The organism is Mycobacterium kyorinense, assembly GCF_002101735.1.
GTDB classification, from domain to species: domain Bacteria; phylum Actinomycetota; class Actinomycetes; order Mycobacteriales; family Mycobacteriaceae; genus Mycobacterium; species Mycobacterium kyorinense.
This window is the reverse complement of record NZ_LQPE01000106.1, coordinates 13,841-30,515: the sequence shown is the minus strand read 5'-3', so window position 1 is coordinate 30,515 and position 16,675 is coordinate 13,841. Positions and strand designations below refer to the sequence as shown.

At 66.4% G+C, this 16,675-nt stretch carries 17 protein-coding genes and 1 pseudogene; 9 read left to right on the top strand and 9 right to left on the bottom strand.

Annotated elements, in window-relative coordinates; all coding sequences use genetic code 11:
• The first annotated feature begins 59 nt into the window (after positions 1–59).
• The 5 genes from AWC14_RS12630 to AWC14_RS12610 are packed head-to-tail and all read left to right on the top strand — an operon-like array spanning position 60 to position 4,596.
• Positions 60–1,022, top strand: a complete 963-nt coding sequence (locus tag AWC14_RS12630; RefSeq protein ID WP_193393822.1) for a Zn-ribbon domain-containing OB-fold protein — start codon at positions 60–62, stop codon at positions 1,020–1,022.
• An 8-nt stretch (positions 1,023–1,030) separates the two neighbouring features.
• Positions 1,031–2,092, top strand: a complete 1,062-nt coding sequence (locus tag AWC14_RS12625) for a thiolase domain-containing protein (protein ID WP_045377314.1) — start codon at positions 1,031–1,033, stop codon at positions 2,090–2,092.
• A gap of 52 nt (positions 2,093–2,144) precedes the next feature.
• Entirely contained in the window at positions 2,145–3,314 is a 1,170-nt protein-coding gene (locus AWC14_RS12620; RefSeq protein WP_045377429.1) for a thiolase domain-containing protein, read from the top strand.
• Positions 3,311–4,192, top strand: coding sequence for a TIGR03619 family F420-dependent LLM class oxidoreductase (locus tag AWC14_RS12615; RefSeq protein WP_045377317.1), 882 nt, complete (start codon positions 3,311–3,313; stop codon positions 4,190–4,192). Before AWC14_RS12620 ends, AWC14_RS12615 begins: the two co-directional genes overlap by 4 nt.
• Positions 4,189–4,596 (top strand): nuclear transport factor 2 family protein, encoded by a 408-nt coding sequence (locus tag AWC14_RS12610; protein WP_045377320.1) that lies wholly within the window; start codon positions 4,189–4,191, stop codon positions 4,594–4,596. The genes AWC14_RS12615 and AWC14_RS12610 overlap by 4 nt, the downstream gene beginning before the upstream one ends.
• On the opposite strand, the gene AWC14_RS12605 is transcribed toward AWC14_RS12610, so the two are convergent.
• Positions 4,593–5,117 (bottom strand): gamma carbonic anhydrase family protein, encoded by a 525-nt coding sequence (locus AWC14_RS12605; RefSeq protein ID WP_045377323.1) that lies wholly within the window; start codon positions 5,115–5,117, stop codon positions 4,593–4,595. The two genes, AWC14_RS12610 and AWC14_RS12605, sit on opposite strands and share 4 nt — an antisense overlap.
• A gap of 111 nt (positions 5,118–5,228) precedes the next feature.
• On the opposite strand from AWC14_RS12605, the gene AWC14_RS12600 reads away from it, so the two are divergent.
• Together AWC14_RS12600 and AWC14_RS12595 are read left to right on the top strand one after the other, a co-directional pair.
• Entirely contained in the window at positions 5,229–6,386 is a 1,158-nt protein-coding gene (locus AWC14_RS12600; protein ID WP_045377326.1) for a 3-ketosteroid-9-alpha-monooxygenase, oxygenase component, read from the top strand.
• Between the two features lie 44 nt (positions 6,387–6,430).
• Positions 6,431–6,823: a hypothetical protein gene (locus tag AWC14_RS12595; RefSeq protein WP_045377432.1), complete on the top strand. Its 393-nt coding sequence runs from the start codon at positions 6,431–6,433 to the stop codon at positions 6,821–6,823.
• Between the two features lie 82 nt (positions 6,824–6,905).
• Here the strand turns inward: AWC14_RS12595 and AWC14_RS12590 are convergent, their stop codons facing one another.
• From AWC14_RS12590 to AWC14_RS12560, 7 genes are all read right to left on the bottom strand, one after another.
• Positions 6,906–8,072, bottom strand: a complete 1,167-nt coding sequence (locus tag AWC14_RS12590; RefSeq protein WP_142281679.1) for a sulfotransferase family protein — start codon at positions 8,070–8,072, stop codon at positions 6,906–6,908.
• A 30-nt stretch (positions 8,073–8,102) separates the two neighbouring features.
• Positions 8,103–8,885, bottom strand: a complete 783-nt coding sequence (locus AWC14_RS12585; protein WP_045377333.1) for an SDR family oxidoreductase — start codon at positions 8,883–8,885, stop codon at positions 8,103–8,105.
• Positions 8,886–8,887: 2 nt separating this feature from the next.
• Positions 8,888–10,015 (bottom strand): hypothetical protein, encoded by a 1,128-nt coding sequence (locus AWC14_RS12580; RefSeq protein ID WP_045377336.1) that lies wholly within the window; start codon positions 10,013–10,015, stop codon positions 8,888–8,890.
• Positions 10,016–10,103: 88 nt separating this feature from the next.
• The gene (locus AWC14_RS12575; protein WP_045377339.1) at positions 10,104–10,406 is read right to left on the bottom strand and encodes a hypothetical protein; all 303 of its coding nucleotides are present in this window, start codon (positions 10,404–10,406) and stop codon (positions 10,104–10,106) included.
• A gap of 29 nt (positions 10,407–10,435) precedes the next feature.
• Positions 10,436–11,473 (bottom strand): 4-hydroxy-2-oxovalerate aldolase, encoded by a 1,038-nt coding sequence (gene dmpG / locus AWC14_RS12570; protein ID WP_045377342.1) that lies wholly within the window; start codon positions 11,471–11,473, stop codon positions 10,436–10,438.
• A complete protein-coding gene (locus AWC14_RS12565; RefSeq protein ID WP_045377345.1) occupies positions 11,470–12,384 on the bottom strand; it encodes an acetaldehyde dehydrogenase (acetylating) in 915 nt (304 codons plus the stop codon). The genes dmpG and AWC14_RS12565 overlap by 4 nt, the downstream gene beginning before the upstream one ends.
• Before the next feature lie 12 nt (positions 12,385–12,396).
• Complete coding sequence (locus tag AWC14_RS12560) at positions 12,397–13,182, bottom strand: 2-keto-4-pentenoate hydratase (RefSeq protein WP_045377348.1); 786 nt, start codon at positions 13,180–13,182, stop codon at positions 12,397–12,399.
• A gap of 72 nt (positions 13,183–13,254) precedes the next feature.
• On the opposite strand from AWC14_RS12560, the gene kstD reads away from it, so the two are divergent.
• Both kstD and AWC14_RS12550 read left to right on the top strand, forming a co-directional pair.
• Positions 13,255–14,913, top strand: a complete 1,659-nt coding sequence (gene kstD / locus AWC14_RS12555) for a 3-oxosteroid 1-dehydrogenase (protein WP_057003279.1) — start codon at positions 13,255–13,257, stop codon at positions 14,911–14,913.
• 1 nt (position 14,914) lies between these two features.
• Positions 14,915–15,775, top strand: coding sequence for a MaoC/PaaZ C-terminal domain-containing protein (locus AWC14_RS12550; protein WP_045377351.1), 861 nt, complete (start codon positions 14,915–14,917; stop codon positions 15,773–15,775).
• 59 nt (positions 15,776–15,834) lie between these two features.
• Here the strand turns inward: AWC14_RS12550 and AWC14_RS12545 are convergent.
• Positions 15,835–16,673, bottom strand: a pseudogene (locus AWC14_RS12545) (hypothetical protein).
• Between the last annotated feature and the right edge of the window lie 2 nt (positions 16,674–16,675).

Here is a 16,675-nt window from a genome sequence, read left to right as displayed (position 1 = left end):
TCAGATTCTTAGAACCTGTTCTACTCGAAGACGTGACACCCAGTTCAACACGCCCACCGCTGATCGAACACCCTGAGCCGCCTCTCTCGGCGCCGCTGACGTTGTCCTTCGACTACACCCGTTCGGTCGGTCCCACCCTGGGCAAATTCTTCACTGCCCTACGCGAACGCCGCATCCTCGGGGTTCGCGGATCCGATGGCCGGGTGCATGTGCCGCCGGCCGAATACGACCCGGTCAGCTACGAACCGCTGGGCGAGATGGTACCGGTGGCGGCCACCGGCACCGTCGAGTCCTGGACGTGGCAGCCGCAGCCGCTCGAGGGTCAGCCGCTGGATCGCCCGTTCGCCTGGGCGCTGATCAAGCTCGACGGCGCGGACACCACGCTGCTGCACGCCGTCGACGCGGGCACGCCCGACGCGATCAGCCGCGGCACCCGGGTGCACGTGCACTGGGCAGACGAGCCCGGCGGCGCGATCACCGACATCGCGTATTTCGCGCTCGGTGACGAGGCCGAGCCGGAGGGCCAGCCCGACGACCGGGATCCGGTCACCATGGTCGAGACGCCGATCAGCCTGACCATCCAGCACAGCGCGTCACAGCCGGAAAGCGCTTATCTGCGTGCGCTGCAGGAAGGCAAGCTGCTGGGTGCCCGCACCGGCGAAACGGGCAAGGTGTACTTCCCGGCCCGCGAGGCCGACCCGGCCACCGGCGTGGCGCTCGACAACTACGTCGAGCTGCCCGACAAGGGCACGGTCACGACGTTCGCCATCATCAACATTCCGTTCGCGGGCCAGCGCATCAAGCCGCCCTACGTGGCGGCCTACGTGCTGCTCGACGGCGCCGATATTCCGTTCCTGCACTTGGTTACCGACATCGACGCATCCGAGGTTCGGATGGGCATGCGGGTCGAGGCGGTGTGGCGGCCCCGCGAGGAATGGGGTCTGGGCATCGACAACATCTCGCATTTCCGGCCCACCGGCGAACCGGACGCCGACTACGACACCTACAAGCACCACCTGTAAAGGCTGTTATGAGTATTCGTGATGTAGCCGTGGTGGGGTTCGCCCACGCCCCGCACGTACGCCGCACCGACGGCACCACCAACGGCGTCGAAATGCTGATGCCGTGCTTCGCCCAGCTCTACGACGAGCTCGGCATCACCAAGGCCGACATCGGGTTCTGGTGCTCGGGCTCCTCGGATTACCTTGCCGGACGGGCCTTCTCGTTCATCTCGGCGATCGACTCGATTGGCGCGGTACCGCCGATCAACGAGTCGCATGTCGAGATGGACGCCGCGTGGGCGTTGTATGAGGCCTACATCAAGCTCTTGACCGGCGAGGTCGACACCGCTTTGGTCTACGGCTTCGGCAAGTCTTCGGCCGGCGTGCTGCGCCGCATCCTGTCGCGCCAGACCGACCCGTACACCGTGGCGCCGCTGTGGCCGGACTCGGTGTCGATGGCCGGGCTGCAGGCGCGCTTCGGACTGGACGCCGGCAAGTGGACCGCCGAGCAGATGGCGCAGGTGGCGCTGGACTCGTTCGCCCACGCGGAGCGCACCGACTCGGAGAAGCCGGCCAAGAGCATCGACGAGCTGCTGGCCCGGCCGTTTTTCGCCGATCCGCTGCGCCGCCACGACATCGCGCCGATCACCGACGGTGCCGCCGCGATCGTGCTGGCAGCCGACGGCCGGGCTCGGGAACTGCGTGAAAACCCGGCCTGGATCACCGGTTTCGACCATCGCATCGAGACGCCGGTGCTGGGTGCGCGCGATCTGACGAGCTCCCCGTCGACGGCGACGTCGGCGCAGACCGCAACCGGCGGCGACGTGGGCTCGATCGACGTCGCGGAAATCCACACCCCGTTCACCCATCAGCACCTGATCCTCGCCGAGGCGATCGGGCTGGCCTCGTCGACCAAGGTCAATCCGTCCGGCGGCGCGCTGGCCGCCAACCCGATGTTCGTCGCCGGCCTGGAGCGCATCGGCTTTGCCGCGCAGCATATTTGGGATGGCTCGGCGCAGCGGGTCCTGGCCCATGCCACCAGCGGGCCTGCGCTGCAACAGAATCTGGTCGCGGTTATGGAGGCACGATGACCACGCCAACGACGATGCAGAGCGCGAAGCCCGATGAGGAGGAGTGGCGCTGATGACCAAGCAGTTAGCCGCGGTACTGGGCACCGGGCAGACCAAATACGTCGCGAAGCGGCAAGACGTTTCGATGAACGGCCTCGTGCGCGAGGCGATCGACCGCGCGCTGGCCGACTCGGGCTCGACGTTCGACGACATCGACGCCGTCGTGGTCGGCAAGGCGCCGGACTTCTTCGAGGGCGTCATGATGCCCGAGCTGTTCATGGCCGACGCTGTGGGCGCCACCGGCAAGCCGCTGATCCGGGTGCACACCGCCGGCTCGGTGGGTGGCTCCACCGGTGTGGTGGCGGCCAGCCTGGTGCAGTCGGGCCAGTACCGCCGCGTGCTGGCGATGGCCTGGGAGAAGCAGTCGGAGTCAAACGCCATGTGGGCGTTGAGCATTCCGGTGCCCTTCACCAAGCCGGTGGGGGCCGGCGCCGGTGGCTATTTCGCTCCGCACGTCCGCTCCTACATCCGCCGGTCGGGCGCGCCGACCCACATCGGCGCCATGGTCGCGGTCAAGGACCGGCTGAACGGCGCCAAGAACCCGTTGGCGCATTTGCATCAACCGGACATCACGCTGGAAAAGGTGATGTCGTCGCAAATGCTGTGGGACCCGATCCGTTTCGACGAGACCTGCCCGTCATCGGACGGCGCCTGTGCCGTGGTGATCGGCGACGAGCAGACCGCCGATCAGCGGGTCGCCGACGGTCATCCGGTGGCCTGGGTCCACGCCACCGCGTTGCGCACCGAGCCGCTGGCGTACTCCGGCCGGGATCAAGTCAACCCGCAGGCCGGGCGCGACGCCGCCAAAGCGCTATGGAAGGCAGCCGGCATCACCAGCCCGATCGACGAGATCGACGCCGCCGAAATCTACGTCCCGTTCTCGTGGTTCGAGCCGATGTGGTTGGAAAACCTGGGGTTTGCGCCCGAGGGCGAGGGCTGGAAGCTCACCGAGGCCGGCGAAACCGCGATTGGCGGGCGGCTGCCGGTCAATCCGTCCGGCGGGGTGCTGTCGTCGAACCCTATCGGCGCATCCGGCCTGATCCGGTTTGCCGAGGCGGCCATCCAGGTGATGGGCAAGGGTGAGGCACACCAGGTTCCGGGTGCGCGCAAGGCTTTGGGCCATGCCTACGGTGGTGGCTCGCAGTACTACTCGATGTGGGTGGTGGGAGCCGACAAGCCATGAAATACACCTGCAGCATCGCGATGGGCCCGATCGACCAGCTGACCGAGCTGGCCAAGGCCGCCGAAGAGGTCGGGTTCGACGCGATCGCGCTGCCGGACTCGCTGTTCTACATGGAAAAAGCGGCCGCCGACTACCCGTACACCCCCGACGGGTCGCGGATGTGGGACGAGAACACCCCCTGGGTGGACCCGCTGATCGCCGCCGCGGCGATGGGCGCGGTCACGTCGACGCTGCGGTTCTACACCAACGTGATGAAGCTCGGTTCCCGTAACCCGTTGCTGCTGGCCCGCCAGGTCGGCTCGGTGGCCAACCTGACGGGCAACCGCTTCGGCTGCGGCGTTGGAATAGGCTGGGCGCCCGAGGAATTCGAGTGGTGCGGGGTGCCCTACAAGCAGCGCGGCGCACGCGTCGACGAAATGATCGAGGTCATCAAGCTGGTGCTCGGCGGCGGTATGGTCGAATTCCACGGTGAGTTCTTCGATTTCGACCGGTTGCAGATGAGCCCCGCGCCGTCGGAACCCGTGCCGTTCTACGTCGGCGGGCACACCGACGTCGCGCTCAAGCGGGCCGCCCGAGTCGGTGACGGCTGGACCAGTGCGATGATGACCGCCGACCAGCTGGCCGAAACCATCGGCAAGCTCAACGCCTTACGGGCCGAATACGGCCGGGCCGACCAGCCTTTCGAATTCCAGGCGGTGTGCGTCGACAAGTTCGGCGTCGACGGGCATCGACAGCTGGCCGAAATCGGCGTCACCGACAACATTGTGATCCCGTGGCTGATGGACGGGCTGGGCTTCGACGCGCCGCTGGAGGCGAAGAAAGACTCGCTGAAACGCTTCGCCGACACCTATATCCACTCGGGATGGCAGGACAAATGACCGACAACGCGGCTCACGAAGCAGGCAAGCGCTCCCGCGAGGCGGTAATAGCGCGTGACAAAGACGCGTGGCTGGCGGTGTTCGCCGACGACGCCATCGTCGAGGACCCGATCGGGCCGTCGCATTTCGACCCGGAAGGCAAGGGCCACCGCGGCCGTGACGCGATCTCGGCGTTCTGGGACAAGGCGATTGCGCCGACGGACAAGATCGAGTTCAACTTCGTCGACACCTTCCAGTGCGGCAACGAGGAAGCCAACGTCGGCAACATCGTGATCACCACGGCCGGTTATCAGGTGACCGCCGAAGGGGTGTTCACCTACAAGGCCGACGGCGACGGCAAGTTGGCGGCGCTGCGCGCGTATTGGGAAGTCGACCGCGCGACCGCGACCGCCCGCAAGGTCTAGAGCGGCTCCAGGCCGGTCTGATAACGCCGGGCCAAGTCCTGATACGCCTGCGGATTGACGTTCACCCAGGTTTCGGCGCTGGTCCCGGCGATCGGCCCCTTGACGGTGGCCGGAGCCCCCACCACCAGCACCTCCTCCGGGATTTTCGTGCCGGCCACCACCAGCGCGCCCGCCGCGATCAGGCTGCGCGCCCCGATCACCGCGCCGTCGAGCACGGTGGCATGGTTGGCGATCAGCGCTTCCGCGCCGACGTGCACTCCGTGGATCGTGCACATGTGCGCGACGGTGGCTCCCGGGCCGATGTCGACGGGGATGCCCGGTGGGGCATGCAACACCGACCCGTCCTGGACGTTGGCGCCTTCGCGCACGATGACGGGCGCGTAGTCGCCGCGCAGCACGGTGTTGAACCACACCGAGGCCCCGGCCTCGACGGTGACGTCGCCGATCAGCGTGGCGGTGGGGGCGACGAACGCGGTCGGATCGACCTTCGGCGACCGGCCCTCGAATGCGAATAGCGGCATCGTTCAGATATACCGCAGGCCGGGTAATCGCAGACGGGCGCGGCCGTCGTTGCGCGATCCGGCGGAAAAACTGTAACGTGTTCTAGTTAGAGACATCGAGTTGGAGGCGTCATGGCTACCGAGACCGCCGGCATTCGCGAGATCGACACCGGCACCCTGCCCGACCGGTATGCCCGCGGCTGGCACTGCCTTGGCCCGGTCAAGGACTACCTGGACGGCAAGCCGCACGGGGTCGAGGCGTTCGGCACCCACCTCGTGGTGTTCGCCGACTCGCACGGCGACCTGAAGGTTCTCGACGGCTACTGCCGGCACATGGGCGGCAACCTGGCGCAGGGCACCATCAAGGGCGACGAGGTCGCCTGCCCTTTCCACGACTGGCGCTGGGGCGGCGACGGCAAATGCAAGCTCGTTCCCTACGCCAAGCGCACTCCGAAGCTGGCCCGCACCCGCGCCTGGCACACCGACGTGCGCGGCGGACTGCTGTTCGTCTGGCATGACCACGAGGGCAACCCACCGCAACCGGAAGTGCGCATCCCCGACATCCCCGAGGCCTACAGCGAGGAGTGGACCGACTGGCGGTGGAATTCGATGCTGATCGAGGGCAGTAACTGCCGCGACATCATCGACAACGTCACCGACATGGCGCACTTCTTCTACATCCACTTCGGCCTGCCGACGTACTTCAAGAACGTCTTCGAGGGCCACATCGCCTCGCAGTACCTGCACAACGTCGGGCGCCCCGACGTCGACGACATGGGCACCACTTACGGTGAGGCGCACTTGGATTCGGAGGCCAGCTACTTCGGCCCGTCGTTCATGATCAACTGGCTGCACAACAAATACGGCGACTACAAGGCCGAGTCGATCCTGATCAACTGCCACTACCCGGTGACTCAGGATTCGTTCGTGCTGCAGTGGGGCGTCATCGTCGAAAAGCCCAAGGGACTCGACGACGCAACCACCGAGAAGCTCGCGGCGACGTTCACCGAGGGTGTCAGCAAGGGCTTCCTGCAAGATGTCGAGATCTGGAAGCACAAGACCCGCATCGACAACCCGCTGCTGGTCGAGGAGGACGGCGCTGTCTACCAGATGCGGCGCTGGTATCAGCAGTTCTACGTCGACGCCGACAAGGTGACGCCCGATATGACGGACCGCTTCGAGATCGAGGTCGACACCACGGTCGCCAACGAGCGCTGGCACGTCGAGGTCGAGGAAAACCTCAAGCGCCAGGCCGAGTCAGAAGGACAGCCGACTCAGGTTTCAGGGTGACCGGTCGCGACGAGCCGCCTGGCATCGACCGGCTGGCCCGGGCGATGCTGCTGCTGCACGGGGGGCACGACGATGAACACCCTCCCGTTGAGGATGGACGCCGAACCTGGTCCAAGGCACCGGCTTTCGCGGATGATCCGCAGCGCGCCGCGGCGGTGCGGGAGGCCACCCAGGCCGACCGCGATCGCTACCTGAAGTCCGGTCTGCAGCCGGTCGACTGCCGGTTCTGCCACGTCACCGTCGACGTCAAGAAGCTCGGTCCCGGCCACACCGCGGTGCAGTGGAACAGCGAAGCGGCGCAGCGCTGCGCGTATTTCACCGAACTTCGCGCATCCGGCGGCGACAGCGCCCGCACCAAGTCGTGCCCCAAGTTGACCGACAGCATCAAACATGCTGTGGCCGAGGGTGTTCTGGACCTGGACGCAGCCGACTTCTGAGTTGAGTCTGCGTCTACCAGGCAAATGTCCGAGTAGGTTGCCTGGTCAGCGCAGAGTCAACCCCGAGGCGCCGCGCGCCTCGTTACAGGCCGGCGAATCGCTCCTTCACCGACTCAGCCGTCAGCCCGTAATCGGCCAGCGAATACGTGTGTTTGGGCGCCCGCGGTCCGCTCTTGCTCTCGGCGTGGGTTTTCTCCATCGCGGCTCTGGCCTCGTCGGTCAGCGCAAGGCCGAAGTGACGGTAGATCTTTTCCACCGTGCCCAGCGGGTCCGCGATGAAATCGCGGTACTCGACGTCGTAGAACTGCGCCGGATCGTATTTGGCGCGTTCGGCGTTGAACCGCTCCAGCCCGCGCGACCAGGTTTCCATTGCGTCGTAGCCGATCTGGGCGCCGGTGAAGCTGTTGGACCACCCGTCGGCGGTGTGCTGGGCCAGCGAGCACATCGACGCCATGATGGTCTCGACTGGGCGGTGGGTTTGGATGACGAGCGCGTCGGGGTAGGTCGACATCAGCGCGTCGAGCGCGAACAGATGGCTGGGGTTCTTCAGCACCCACCGCTTGTCGGCATCGTTGACGCCGATCAGCTGGAGGTTCTTGCGGTGCCGTCGATATGCCGGTGTCCAGTCCTGCTGGGACAACCACTGCGCGTACGTCGGCACATGCGCCAGCGTCTCGTACGACACCGAATGAAACGACTGTCGCAGCAGCTGCCAGCACTCCTCGAGCTCGTCGGCGGCCATGAAATGCAGCCCAGTGTAGTCCGGGTTCTCCTCGTGGTGCCGGCTGAACTGGGCGTCAATCTGTTGATGAACGGGATTGGATTCCCAGGTTTCCCGCGGCGGGCGGGGCTGGGGGTATTCGGCCAGCCACATTTCCAGCCCTTGGTGGGCGGGGTCGGCGCCGAGCAGGCGGTGCAGCGCCGTGGTGCCGGTGCGCACCAGCCCGGTGACGAAGATCGGCCGCTCGATGACCACGTCGGCGTGTTTCGGGTGCTGCTTCCACGCCGCTTCCGCCAGCAGCCTGGCCACCAGCGCACCGCGGAGGAAGAAGCGATTCATCTTGCTGCCCAACGGAGTCAGGTCCGCTTCGCGTCGATAGGACTCCAGCAGCACCGCCAGTGCCTCGCGGTAGTTGTCGTCGTCGGTGCCGAAGTCGTCCAGCCCGGTGAACTTCGACGCCGAGGCGTGCAGGTCGTCGACGGTGCCAACGTCGGTGCGCTCACCCACTATTGCGCCCCTCCTCCTCATCGCTCCGCTCTGCATCGTCGGCGGCGCGCATCAGGCCTTGTACTCCCCGCAGTTGACGTCCAGGGTCTGCCCGGTGATGCCGCTGGACAGGTCGCTGGCCAGGAACAGGATCGCCGACGCCACCTCGTCCTCGGTAGGCAGCCGCTTGAGGTCGGAATTGGCCGCGGTGGCGGTATAGATGTCTTCGACAGTGGTCCCGTATTTGCCGGCCTGATGAGCGAAGTAGCCCTTGAGGGTGTCGCCCCAGATATAGCCGGGCGCAACCGAATTGACGCGAATCCCCTGCTCGCCCAGCTCGGTGGCCAGCGACTGCGACATGGCCAGCAGCGCAGACTTGGCCATCTTGTAGGCGCCGTATTTGGCCTGCGAATGCCGGATCACCATCGAGTTGACGTTGACGACCGAGCCCTTGGATGCGGCGAGCGCGGGCGTGAAGCCCTGGATGAGCCGCAGCGCGCCCAGCACGGTGAGTTCGATGGCGTCGCGAATGTGCTGAAAGCTCGTGGCCGCCAACGGTTTCATCGACGGCACCCGAAACGCGTTGTTGATCAACACGTCGACCTTGCCGTAGGCCGCCATCGACGCCTCGACAAGATTGGCCACCTGGTGGTCGTCGGTGATATCGGTCGAGACCGCCACGGCGCGCCGCCCGGTGTCGGTGATCTGCTTGGCGACGTCGTCGAGACGCTCCGCGGTTCGGGCGGCCAGCACCAGATCGGCACCGTCCTGGGCGCAGCGGCGGGCCAGCGTCGTGCCGAGCGCAGGGCCCACACCGCTGATCACCACAACCTTGCCGTCGAGCATTCCGGCCATCACTACCCCAGCATTCTGTTGGCGATTTGCTGCTGGCGCTGCGCAATTCGCGCACGCCAGGCGTCTTCGGAAATCTTGTTCTGCTCGTAGTACGGCAGCGCGGCCGGCACAGCGTCGAAGTCGACCAATTCGACGCGCGGCCCGTCCGCCTCGGTCAGCTGCCGTGATACCCGCTGCCAGCGGAACTGGAGGAAACCGCGCCGGTGCCCGAGTGTTTCCACCCAGTTGGTGACTCCCGGGTTCTGGTCGGCCACGACGATGCGGATCTTGCCGTCCGGATCTGCTTGAGCCTGAGACGCATTCAGCGACGTCTGGTGGTTGATGTAGTCCAGCGAGATGTACCACATGCTGCCCAGCTGGAAGCCCAGGTACGGCGCGTCGGTCACCGGCAGGGTGATCACCAGAGCCTGATCGGGCCGCAGGTCGAAATGCCCGGCCGACGAGTACTGCGTCGCCAAGCCGCCGGGTGTCAGCCGCGGGGCCACCATAATGTTGACCGGGATGTTCAGGTAGAACCATTGCGGGAACTGCAGCCACGTCTTGATCCGCTGCACGAGTTGTTTCCCCGCTGTGGCGTAACGCTTTTCGATGGTTGCCCGGGTCAGCGGAGGAGGCGCGGTGCCGGCGGTGTCGACTCGTGAGATCGCGATCGTGCCGCGCTGCTGGGACCAGTCGCCATAGACTTCACGTACGACGAGCTGCGCGGGGCTCTTGGGCGTGAAACGCCACTCGAAGCTGCCGTCCGAAGCGATGTCGAGTTCCCGGTCGTCGAACGCGGCCTCGCTGACCGGCACACCTTCGTCGGTGTACTCACCGCCCAAGAGCTGGAAGCTCAGATCAGTGGTGGTGCCACGCACTCCGGACACCACGTACTCGTGGCCCGCCTGGACGCGGGTGCCGAAGTACATGGTGTCTGGATTGTCCAGGCCCATCTTGGTGAACGGACCGGTGCCGCTGAGGAAGAACGGGTGGTCCCGGTCGTAGTGGAAAGCCAGATGGGTACAGGCGGCAATGCCTTGCGCCAGGTACTGCAGTCCCTCGAGTAGATCCGCCTCGGTTTCGATATGTGGTGCGGAGGCGACGAGTTCTTCGGCCTCGGCGATCGCCTGTGCGAGCGGTTGGGAGAACACGCCTCGACGCTAGAACGTGTTCTAGTTTCCGTCAATGGGCGAACATTCCGCGGCGTCGGCCGCGGGGTTCAACGACGAGGCCGACTCGCTAGGGCGGGCACGAGTGGGACAGGTCGATCAGGTGCTGGCGCACGTCAGGATGCCGGTTCAGGTAGTCGATCACGCTGCCGTTACCGCCGTCTGCCGAAGCCTTGGCCTGCAGCTGCGCATGGAGGTCGGGATGGCGCTGCAGGTACGCATCGATGGAACTACCCACGTCCTGATCGCACGAGGGATCCGCACTGGCCACGGGCAGCGCGATCATCGTCGCGGCGGTCGCGGTGAGGAGCCCGCCGCCGAGCAGGCCGTACAGCCCGCGGCGACGAAGGCCGACTGTCTTGGATGTGCTCATGCGAACAGGCTACTAGCGCTACCTTTGCGTCACCTGTGCGTGCCGGCGCCGGCCTGCTCCCTCTTGATCTCCAGCGCGATGTCAATGAGCTGGTCTTCCTGGCCGCCGATCAGCTTGCGCTGACCGGCCCGGTGCAGCAGCTCATGGGCGGGCACGCCGTAGCGTTCGGATTGGCGGACGGCGTGTTTGAGGAAGCTGGAGTACACCCCGGAGTAGCCCATGATCAGCGCGTTGCGATCGAGCAGGCATTCGGCCGGCATCGCCGGGCGCACAACGTCCTCGGCGGCGTCGGCGATGTCGAAGAAGTCGATGCCGGTCTTGACGCCGATCTTGTCGAACACCCCGATCAGCGCCTCGACCGGAGCGTTGCCCGCCCCGGCGCCGAAGCGGCGCACCGACCCGTCGATCTGCTTGGCCCCGGCGCGCACCGCCTCCACCGAGTTGGCCACCCCCAGACCGAGGTTTTCGTGCCCGTGGAAACCGACCTGGGCGTCGTCGCGCAGCTCGGCCACCAGCGCGGCGACCCGGTCGCGCACGCCTTCGAGGACCAGCGCGCCCGCGGAGTCCACCACGTAGACGCACTGACAACCCGCGTCGGCCATGATCCGGGCCTGAGCGGCCAGCTTCTCCGGCGGAATCGTGTGGGCCATCATCAAGAACCCGACCGTTTCCAGGCCCAGCTCGCGGGCCAGCCCGAAGTGCTGGATCGACACGTCGGCCTCGGTGCAGTGGGTGGCGATCCGGCAGATCGAGCCGCCGTTGTCCTGCGCCTCCTTGATGTCGTCTTTGGTGCCCACCCCGGGCAGCATCAAAAACGCGATCCTGGCTTCTTTGGCGGTCTCGGCCGCCAGCTTGATCAGCTCCTGCTCGGGGGTCTTGGAAAACCCGTAGTTGAAACTCGACCCGCCCAGCCCGTCGCCGTGGGTCACCTCGATCACCGGCACCCCGGCGGCGTCCAGTGCCGCGACGATCGCGTGCACTTCGTCTTTGGTGAACTGGTGACGCTTGTGGTGGCTGCCGTCGCGCAGGCTGGTGTCGGTGATCCGGACATCCCAAATGCTGCTCATCGCGTGCCTCCTGCCACCGACAGCGTCTCCTTGGCGATCTCCTCGCCGACCTTGGTCGCCGCGGCAGTCATGATGTCGAGATTGCCCGCATACGGCGGCAGGTAATCCCCGGCGCCCTCGACCTCGATGAACGTGGTGACCAGCGCTTGGCCGCCGGAGTTGAGCGACGGGTCGTCGAACTGCGGCTCGTTGAGCAGCCGATAACCCGGCACGTAGCTTTGCACCTCTTCGACGACGTCGTGAATCGACTGCGCGATCGCGTCGCGGTCGGCGTCCTCGGGGATGGCGCAGAAAATGGTGTCGCGCATGATCATCGGCGGGTCGGCCGGGTTGAGGATGATGATCGCCTTGCCCCGTCTGGCGCCGCCGATGGTTTCCACGCCCTTGCTGGTGGTCTTGGTGAACTCGTCGATGTTGGCCCGGGTGCCCGGACCGGCACTAACGCTTGCCACCGACGCGACGATCTCGGCGTAGGGCACCTCCACGACACGACTCACCGCGTACACGATCGGGATGGTCGCCTGCCCGCCGCAGGTGATCATGTTGACGTTCGGGGCGTCGAGGTGCTCCCTCAAGTTCGCGGGCGGGATGACCGCCGGCCCGACGGCGGCCGGGGTCAGGTCGATCGCCCGGATGCCGGCCTCGGCGTACCGCGGCGCCGCCTCCCGGTGCACATAGGCGCTGGTGGCCTCGAACAGGAGGTCCGGCTTCTCCGACTGGGCCAGCAGCCAGTCGACGCCCTCGTGGGTGGTCTCCAGGCCCAGCTTGCGCGCCCGGGCCAGACCTTCGCTGTCCGGGTCGATGCCCACCATCCAGCGCGGCTCCAGCCACTCCGAGCGCAGCAGTTTGTACAGCAGATCGGTGCTGATGTTGCCCGACCCGACGATCGCCACTGAAGCTTTGGACGGCATGAATGCTCCTCGTTATTCGAAAGACAGCCGGACGGACCCGAGGCCGGTGAACTCGGCGACGAAGTTGTCGCCGGGCCCGGCATCGAAGGCCCGGGTGCACGAGCCGGGTAACACGATGTCACCTTTTCGCAGCCGTACCCCGAAGCTTTCCACCTTGCGGGCCAGCCATGCCACGGCCGTGACCGGATTGCCCAGCACGGCGTCGCTGCGGCCCTTGGCCACCACCTCGCCGTTGCGGGTCAGCACGGCGTCGATCGCGGTGATGTCGATGTCCTTGGGCGACACCCGTTCCTTGCCGAGCACGAATCCCGCGGAGGATGCGTTGTCGGCGATGGTGTCGCACAGCGCGATCTTCCAGTCGGTGATGCGGGTGTCGATCAACTCGATCGACGGCGCGAATGCGGCGGTGGCGTTGAGGACGTCGTCTTCGGTGCACTCCGCGCCCGGCAGGTCGTCGGCCAGGATGAAGCCGACCTCGACCTCCACCCGGGGATAGAGGTAGTTGGCCGTTTTGACGGGCTTGTCCTCGAAGACCTGCATCTCGTCGAGCAGGTGGCCGTAGTCCGGTTCGTCGACGCCCATCATCTGCTGCATTGCCAGCGAAGACAGTCCCACCTTGTGGCCGACCACCCGTGCGCCCCCGGCCACCCGCTGACGGATGTTGATCAGCTGGATCTCGTAGGCGTCGACGACGTCGATCTCCGGGTGCGCCGCCGTCAGCGGTGCGATCGGCCGACGGCTGCGCTCGGCCTGCGCCAGGTCGGCGGCCAGCTGCTCGCGGGCCTGGACGGTGAGCATTTCCCGAAGTCCCCTCGTCGGTGTGACCGGGCCAGTAGCGCCCGACCCGGGCAATTCTATAACGTGTTCTACATGACAGCTCAGGAGTTCGACGTCGTCGTGGTCGGAAGTGGCGGCGCCGGCATGGTTGCTGCCCTCGCCGCCGCTCACCGAGGTCTTAAGACCATAGTCATCGAGAAGGCCGGTCATTACGGCGGCTCTACCGCGCGCTCGGGTGGCGGCGTCTGGATTCCGAACAACGAGGTGCTCAAGCGCGACGGCGTCACCGACACCCCCGAGGCGGCCCGTACGTACCTGCACGGGATCATCGGAGACATCGTCGAGCCGGAACGCATCGACACCTATTTGCAGCGCGGCCCCGAAATGCTGTCGTTCGTGCTCAAGCACACACCACTGAAGATGTGCTGGGTGCCCGGCTACTCCGACTACTACCCGGAGGCCCCGGGCGGGCGGCCGGGCGGCCGTTCGATCGAGCCCAAGCCATTCGACGCCAACAAGCTCGGGCCCGATCTGCCCGCGCTGGAGCCGCCGTACGGCAAGGTCCCGCTGAATGTGGTTGTCATGCAACAGGACTACGTGCGGCTGAACCAGCTGAAGCGGCACCCGCGCGGCGTGCTGCGCAGCCTCAAGGTCGGCGCGCGCACCATGTGGGCCAAGGCAACCGGTAAGAACCTCGTCGGGATGGGCCGCGCGTTGATCGCCCCGCTGCGAATCGGGTTGCGGGAGGCCGGGGTTCCGGTACGGCTCAACACGGCCCTGACGGATCTCTACGTCGAGGACGGCGTGGTGCGCGGGGTCTACGTCAACGACGGCGAGCTGATCCGGGCCCGGCGCGGGGTGATCCTGGCCTGCGGCGGTTTCGAACACAACGAGCAGATGCGGGTCAAATACCAGCGTGCGCCGATCAGCACAGAGTGGACCGTGGGCGCCGCAGCCAACACCGGTGACGGGATTGTGGCCGCCGAAAAGCTGGGCGCCACTTTGGAACTGATGGAAGACGCGTGGTGGGGCCCGACGGTTCCGCTGGTGGGTGCACCGTGGTTCGCGCTGTCGGAGCGCAACTCGCCGGGCTCGATCATCGTGAACATGTCCGGCAAGCGATTCATGAACGAGTCGATGCCCTACGTCGAAGCCGTTCACCACATGTACGGCGGGGAACACGGCCAGGGGCCCGGACCCGGCGAGAACATTCCGGCCTGGCTGATCTTCGACCAGCAGTACCGGGACCGCTACATTTTCGCGGGTTTGCAGCCGGGCCAACGCATTCCGCGCAAGTGGATGGAATCCGGCGTCATCGTCTCGGCCCCGAGTTTGGAGGAGCTTGCTTCCAAGGCCGGTCTGCCGGCTGACGAGTTTGTCGCGACCGTCCAGCGGTTCAACGGGTTTGCGCGCTCGGGTGTCGACGAGGACTACCACCGCGGCGAAAGCGCCTACGACCGTTACTACGGCGACCCGACCAACAAACCCAACCCGAATCTCGGCGAGATCAGCCACCCGCCGTACTACGCCGCCAAGATGGTGCCCGGGGATCTGGGCACCAAGGGTGGTATCCGCACCGACGTGCACGGGCGAGCATTGCGCGACGACGGCAGCGTCATCGAAGGGCTTTATGCTGCAGGTAATGTCAGTGCTCCGGTGATGGGTCACACGTATCCCGGTCCGGGTGGAACCATCGGCCCGGCGATGACGTTCGGGTACTTGGCCGCGCTACACATCGCAGGGGAGGCCTGACATGCCGATCAATCCGGACGTCGCACTGGGCGCCGAGTTCGGTGACGTCGAATTCTCGTGGACAGCCGGCAATGTGCAGCTCTACAACCTCGCGCTGGGAGCCGGCGCAGACCCGATGAATCCCCGCGAGCTGAGCTACGTGATAGATCACAAGCCGCAGGTGCTGCCCACCTTCGGCTGCGTCGCGGCCTCCTTCAACGACATCGAGCCGCCGAAGGTCAGCTGGCCGGGCGTCGACATCGACCTGGCCAAGATTCTGCACGCCTCCGAGCAGGTGAGCGTGCCCGCGCCGTTGCCGCCGTCGGGCAGTGCCCGCGCCGTCAGCCGGATCGTCGAGGTGTGGGACAAGGGCAAGGCCGCGGTCGTCGTGCTGGAAACGTCGGTGACCGCGTCGGACGGGTCGCCGCTGTGGACACAGCGACGCTCGATTTTCGCCCGCGGCGAGGGCGGATTCGGCGGCGAGCGCGGACCGTCGACGTCGGTTTCCGCGCCCGAACGCGCACCGGACGTCGAGCTGGAGATGCCGACGCTGCCGCAGCAGGCGTTGCTCTACCGGTTGTGCGGGGATCGCAATCCGCTGCACTCCGACCCCGAATTCGCTGCCGCCGCAGGGTTTCCCAAGCCGATCCTGCACGGGTTGTGCACCTTCGGCATCACCTGCAAAGCAGTCGTCGACGCCTGTCTGGACAGCGACGTCAGCCGGGTGGCCTCTTACGGCGCCCGCTTCGCGGGCGTGGTGTTCCCGGGTGAGACCTTGCGGGCCGGTGTGTGGAAGGAAGACGGCCGGCTGCTGGCCAGCGTCGTCGCACCTGGCCGCGAGAACGCGGTAGTGCTGTCCGGCGTGGAGCTGGTCCCGGCCTAGCCGGCCTTTGCGCCGAGCGTAACGCCACGGCGGGATTTCGCGTCATTTCCCGCCCCCCGTTACAGTCGACGGGTCCGGGCGGCGGCCACCCGACGCTCGACGGTGGCGGGGGTGTCCTCTGCAGTCACGCGAACGACGATCCAACCTGCTTCGGTCAACGCCTCGAGTCGCCTGACGTCCTTGACGAACTGCCAGCGGCTCTTCCAATGGTGGTCGCCCTCGTATTCGACGGCTACCTTGATTTCCTCCCATCCGGTGTCGACCTCCCCGATCAAAACGCCATATTCGTTGTAAACCGGGATCTGAGTTCGGGGACGTGGAAAGCCAGCACGGATGAGCAACAGCCGCAGCCACGTCTCTCGCGGTGACTCCGCACCCGCGTCGACGAGGTCCAGGGCCCTGCGGGCCCGCCTGATGCCCCGCGAGCCCTTGTGGCGCTCGACAAGGACATCGAGTTCGCCCAGCTTGAGCCGGGTAGCCCGGGCCAGTGAGTCGATCGCCGCTACAGCCTCGTCTACGGGATACCGGCAGGCAAGGTCGAGGGCGGTGCGCGCGGGCGTGGTGACGCGCATCGCGCCGATGAGGCAGATTTCGTCGGGCTCGATCAGCTGCTCCCACACTTCGACACCGGGCGCGCGCCGCCGGTTGGTGTCGATGATCGTGGCAGGCCGCCGGGAGTCGATCCACCGTGCTCCGTGCAGCGCCGACGCCGAGTAGCCGGCGAGAATGCCGCGACGCCGAGACCGCAACCAGCATGCCTTCGCCCGCACCACCGCCGTCAGCTCGAACCTTTGCGGACGTACACGTCTTGATGGAGCGTGACGAAATGCGTACGAAGCCGATGCCGCGTCAGCCAGCCGGCAGCGAGTGCCTCACTTCCGATGAATGGCTCCCCCACGC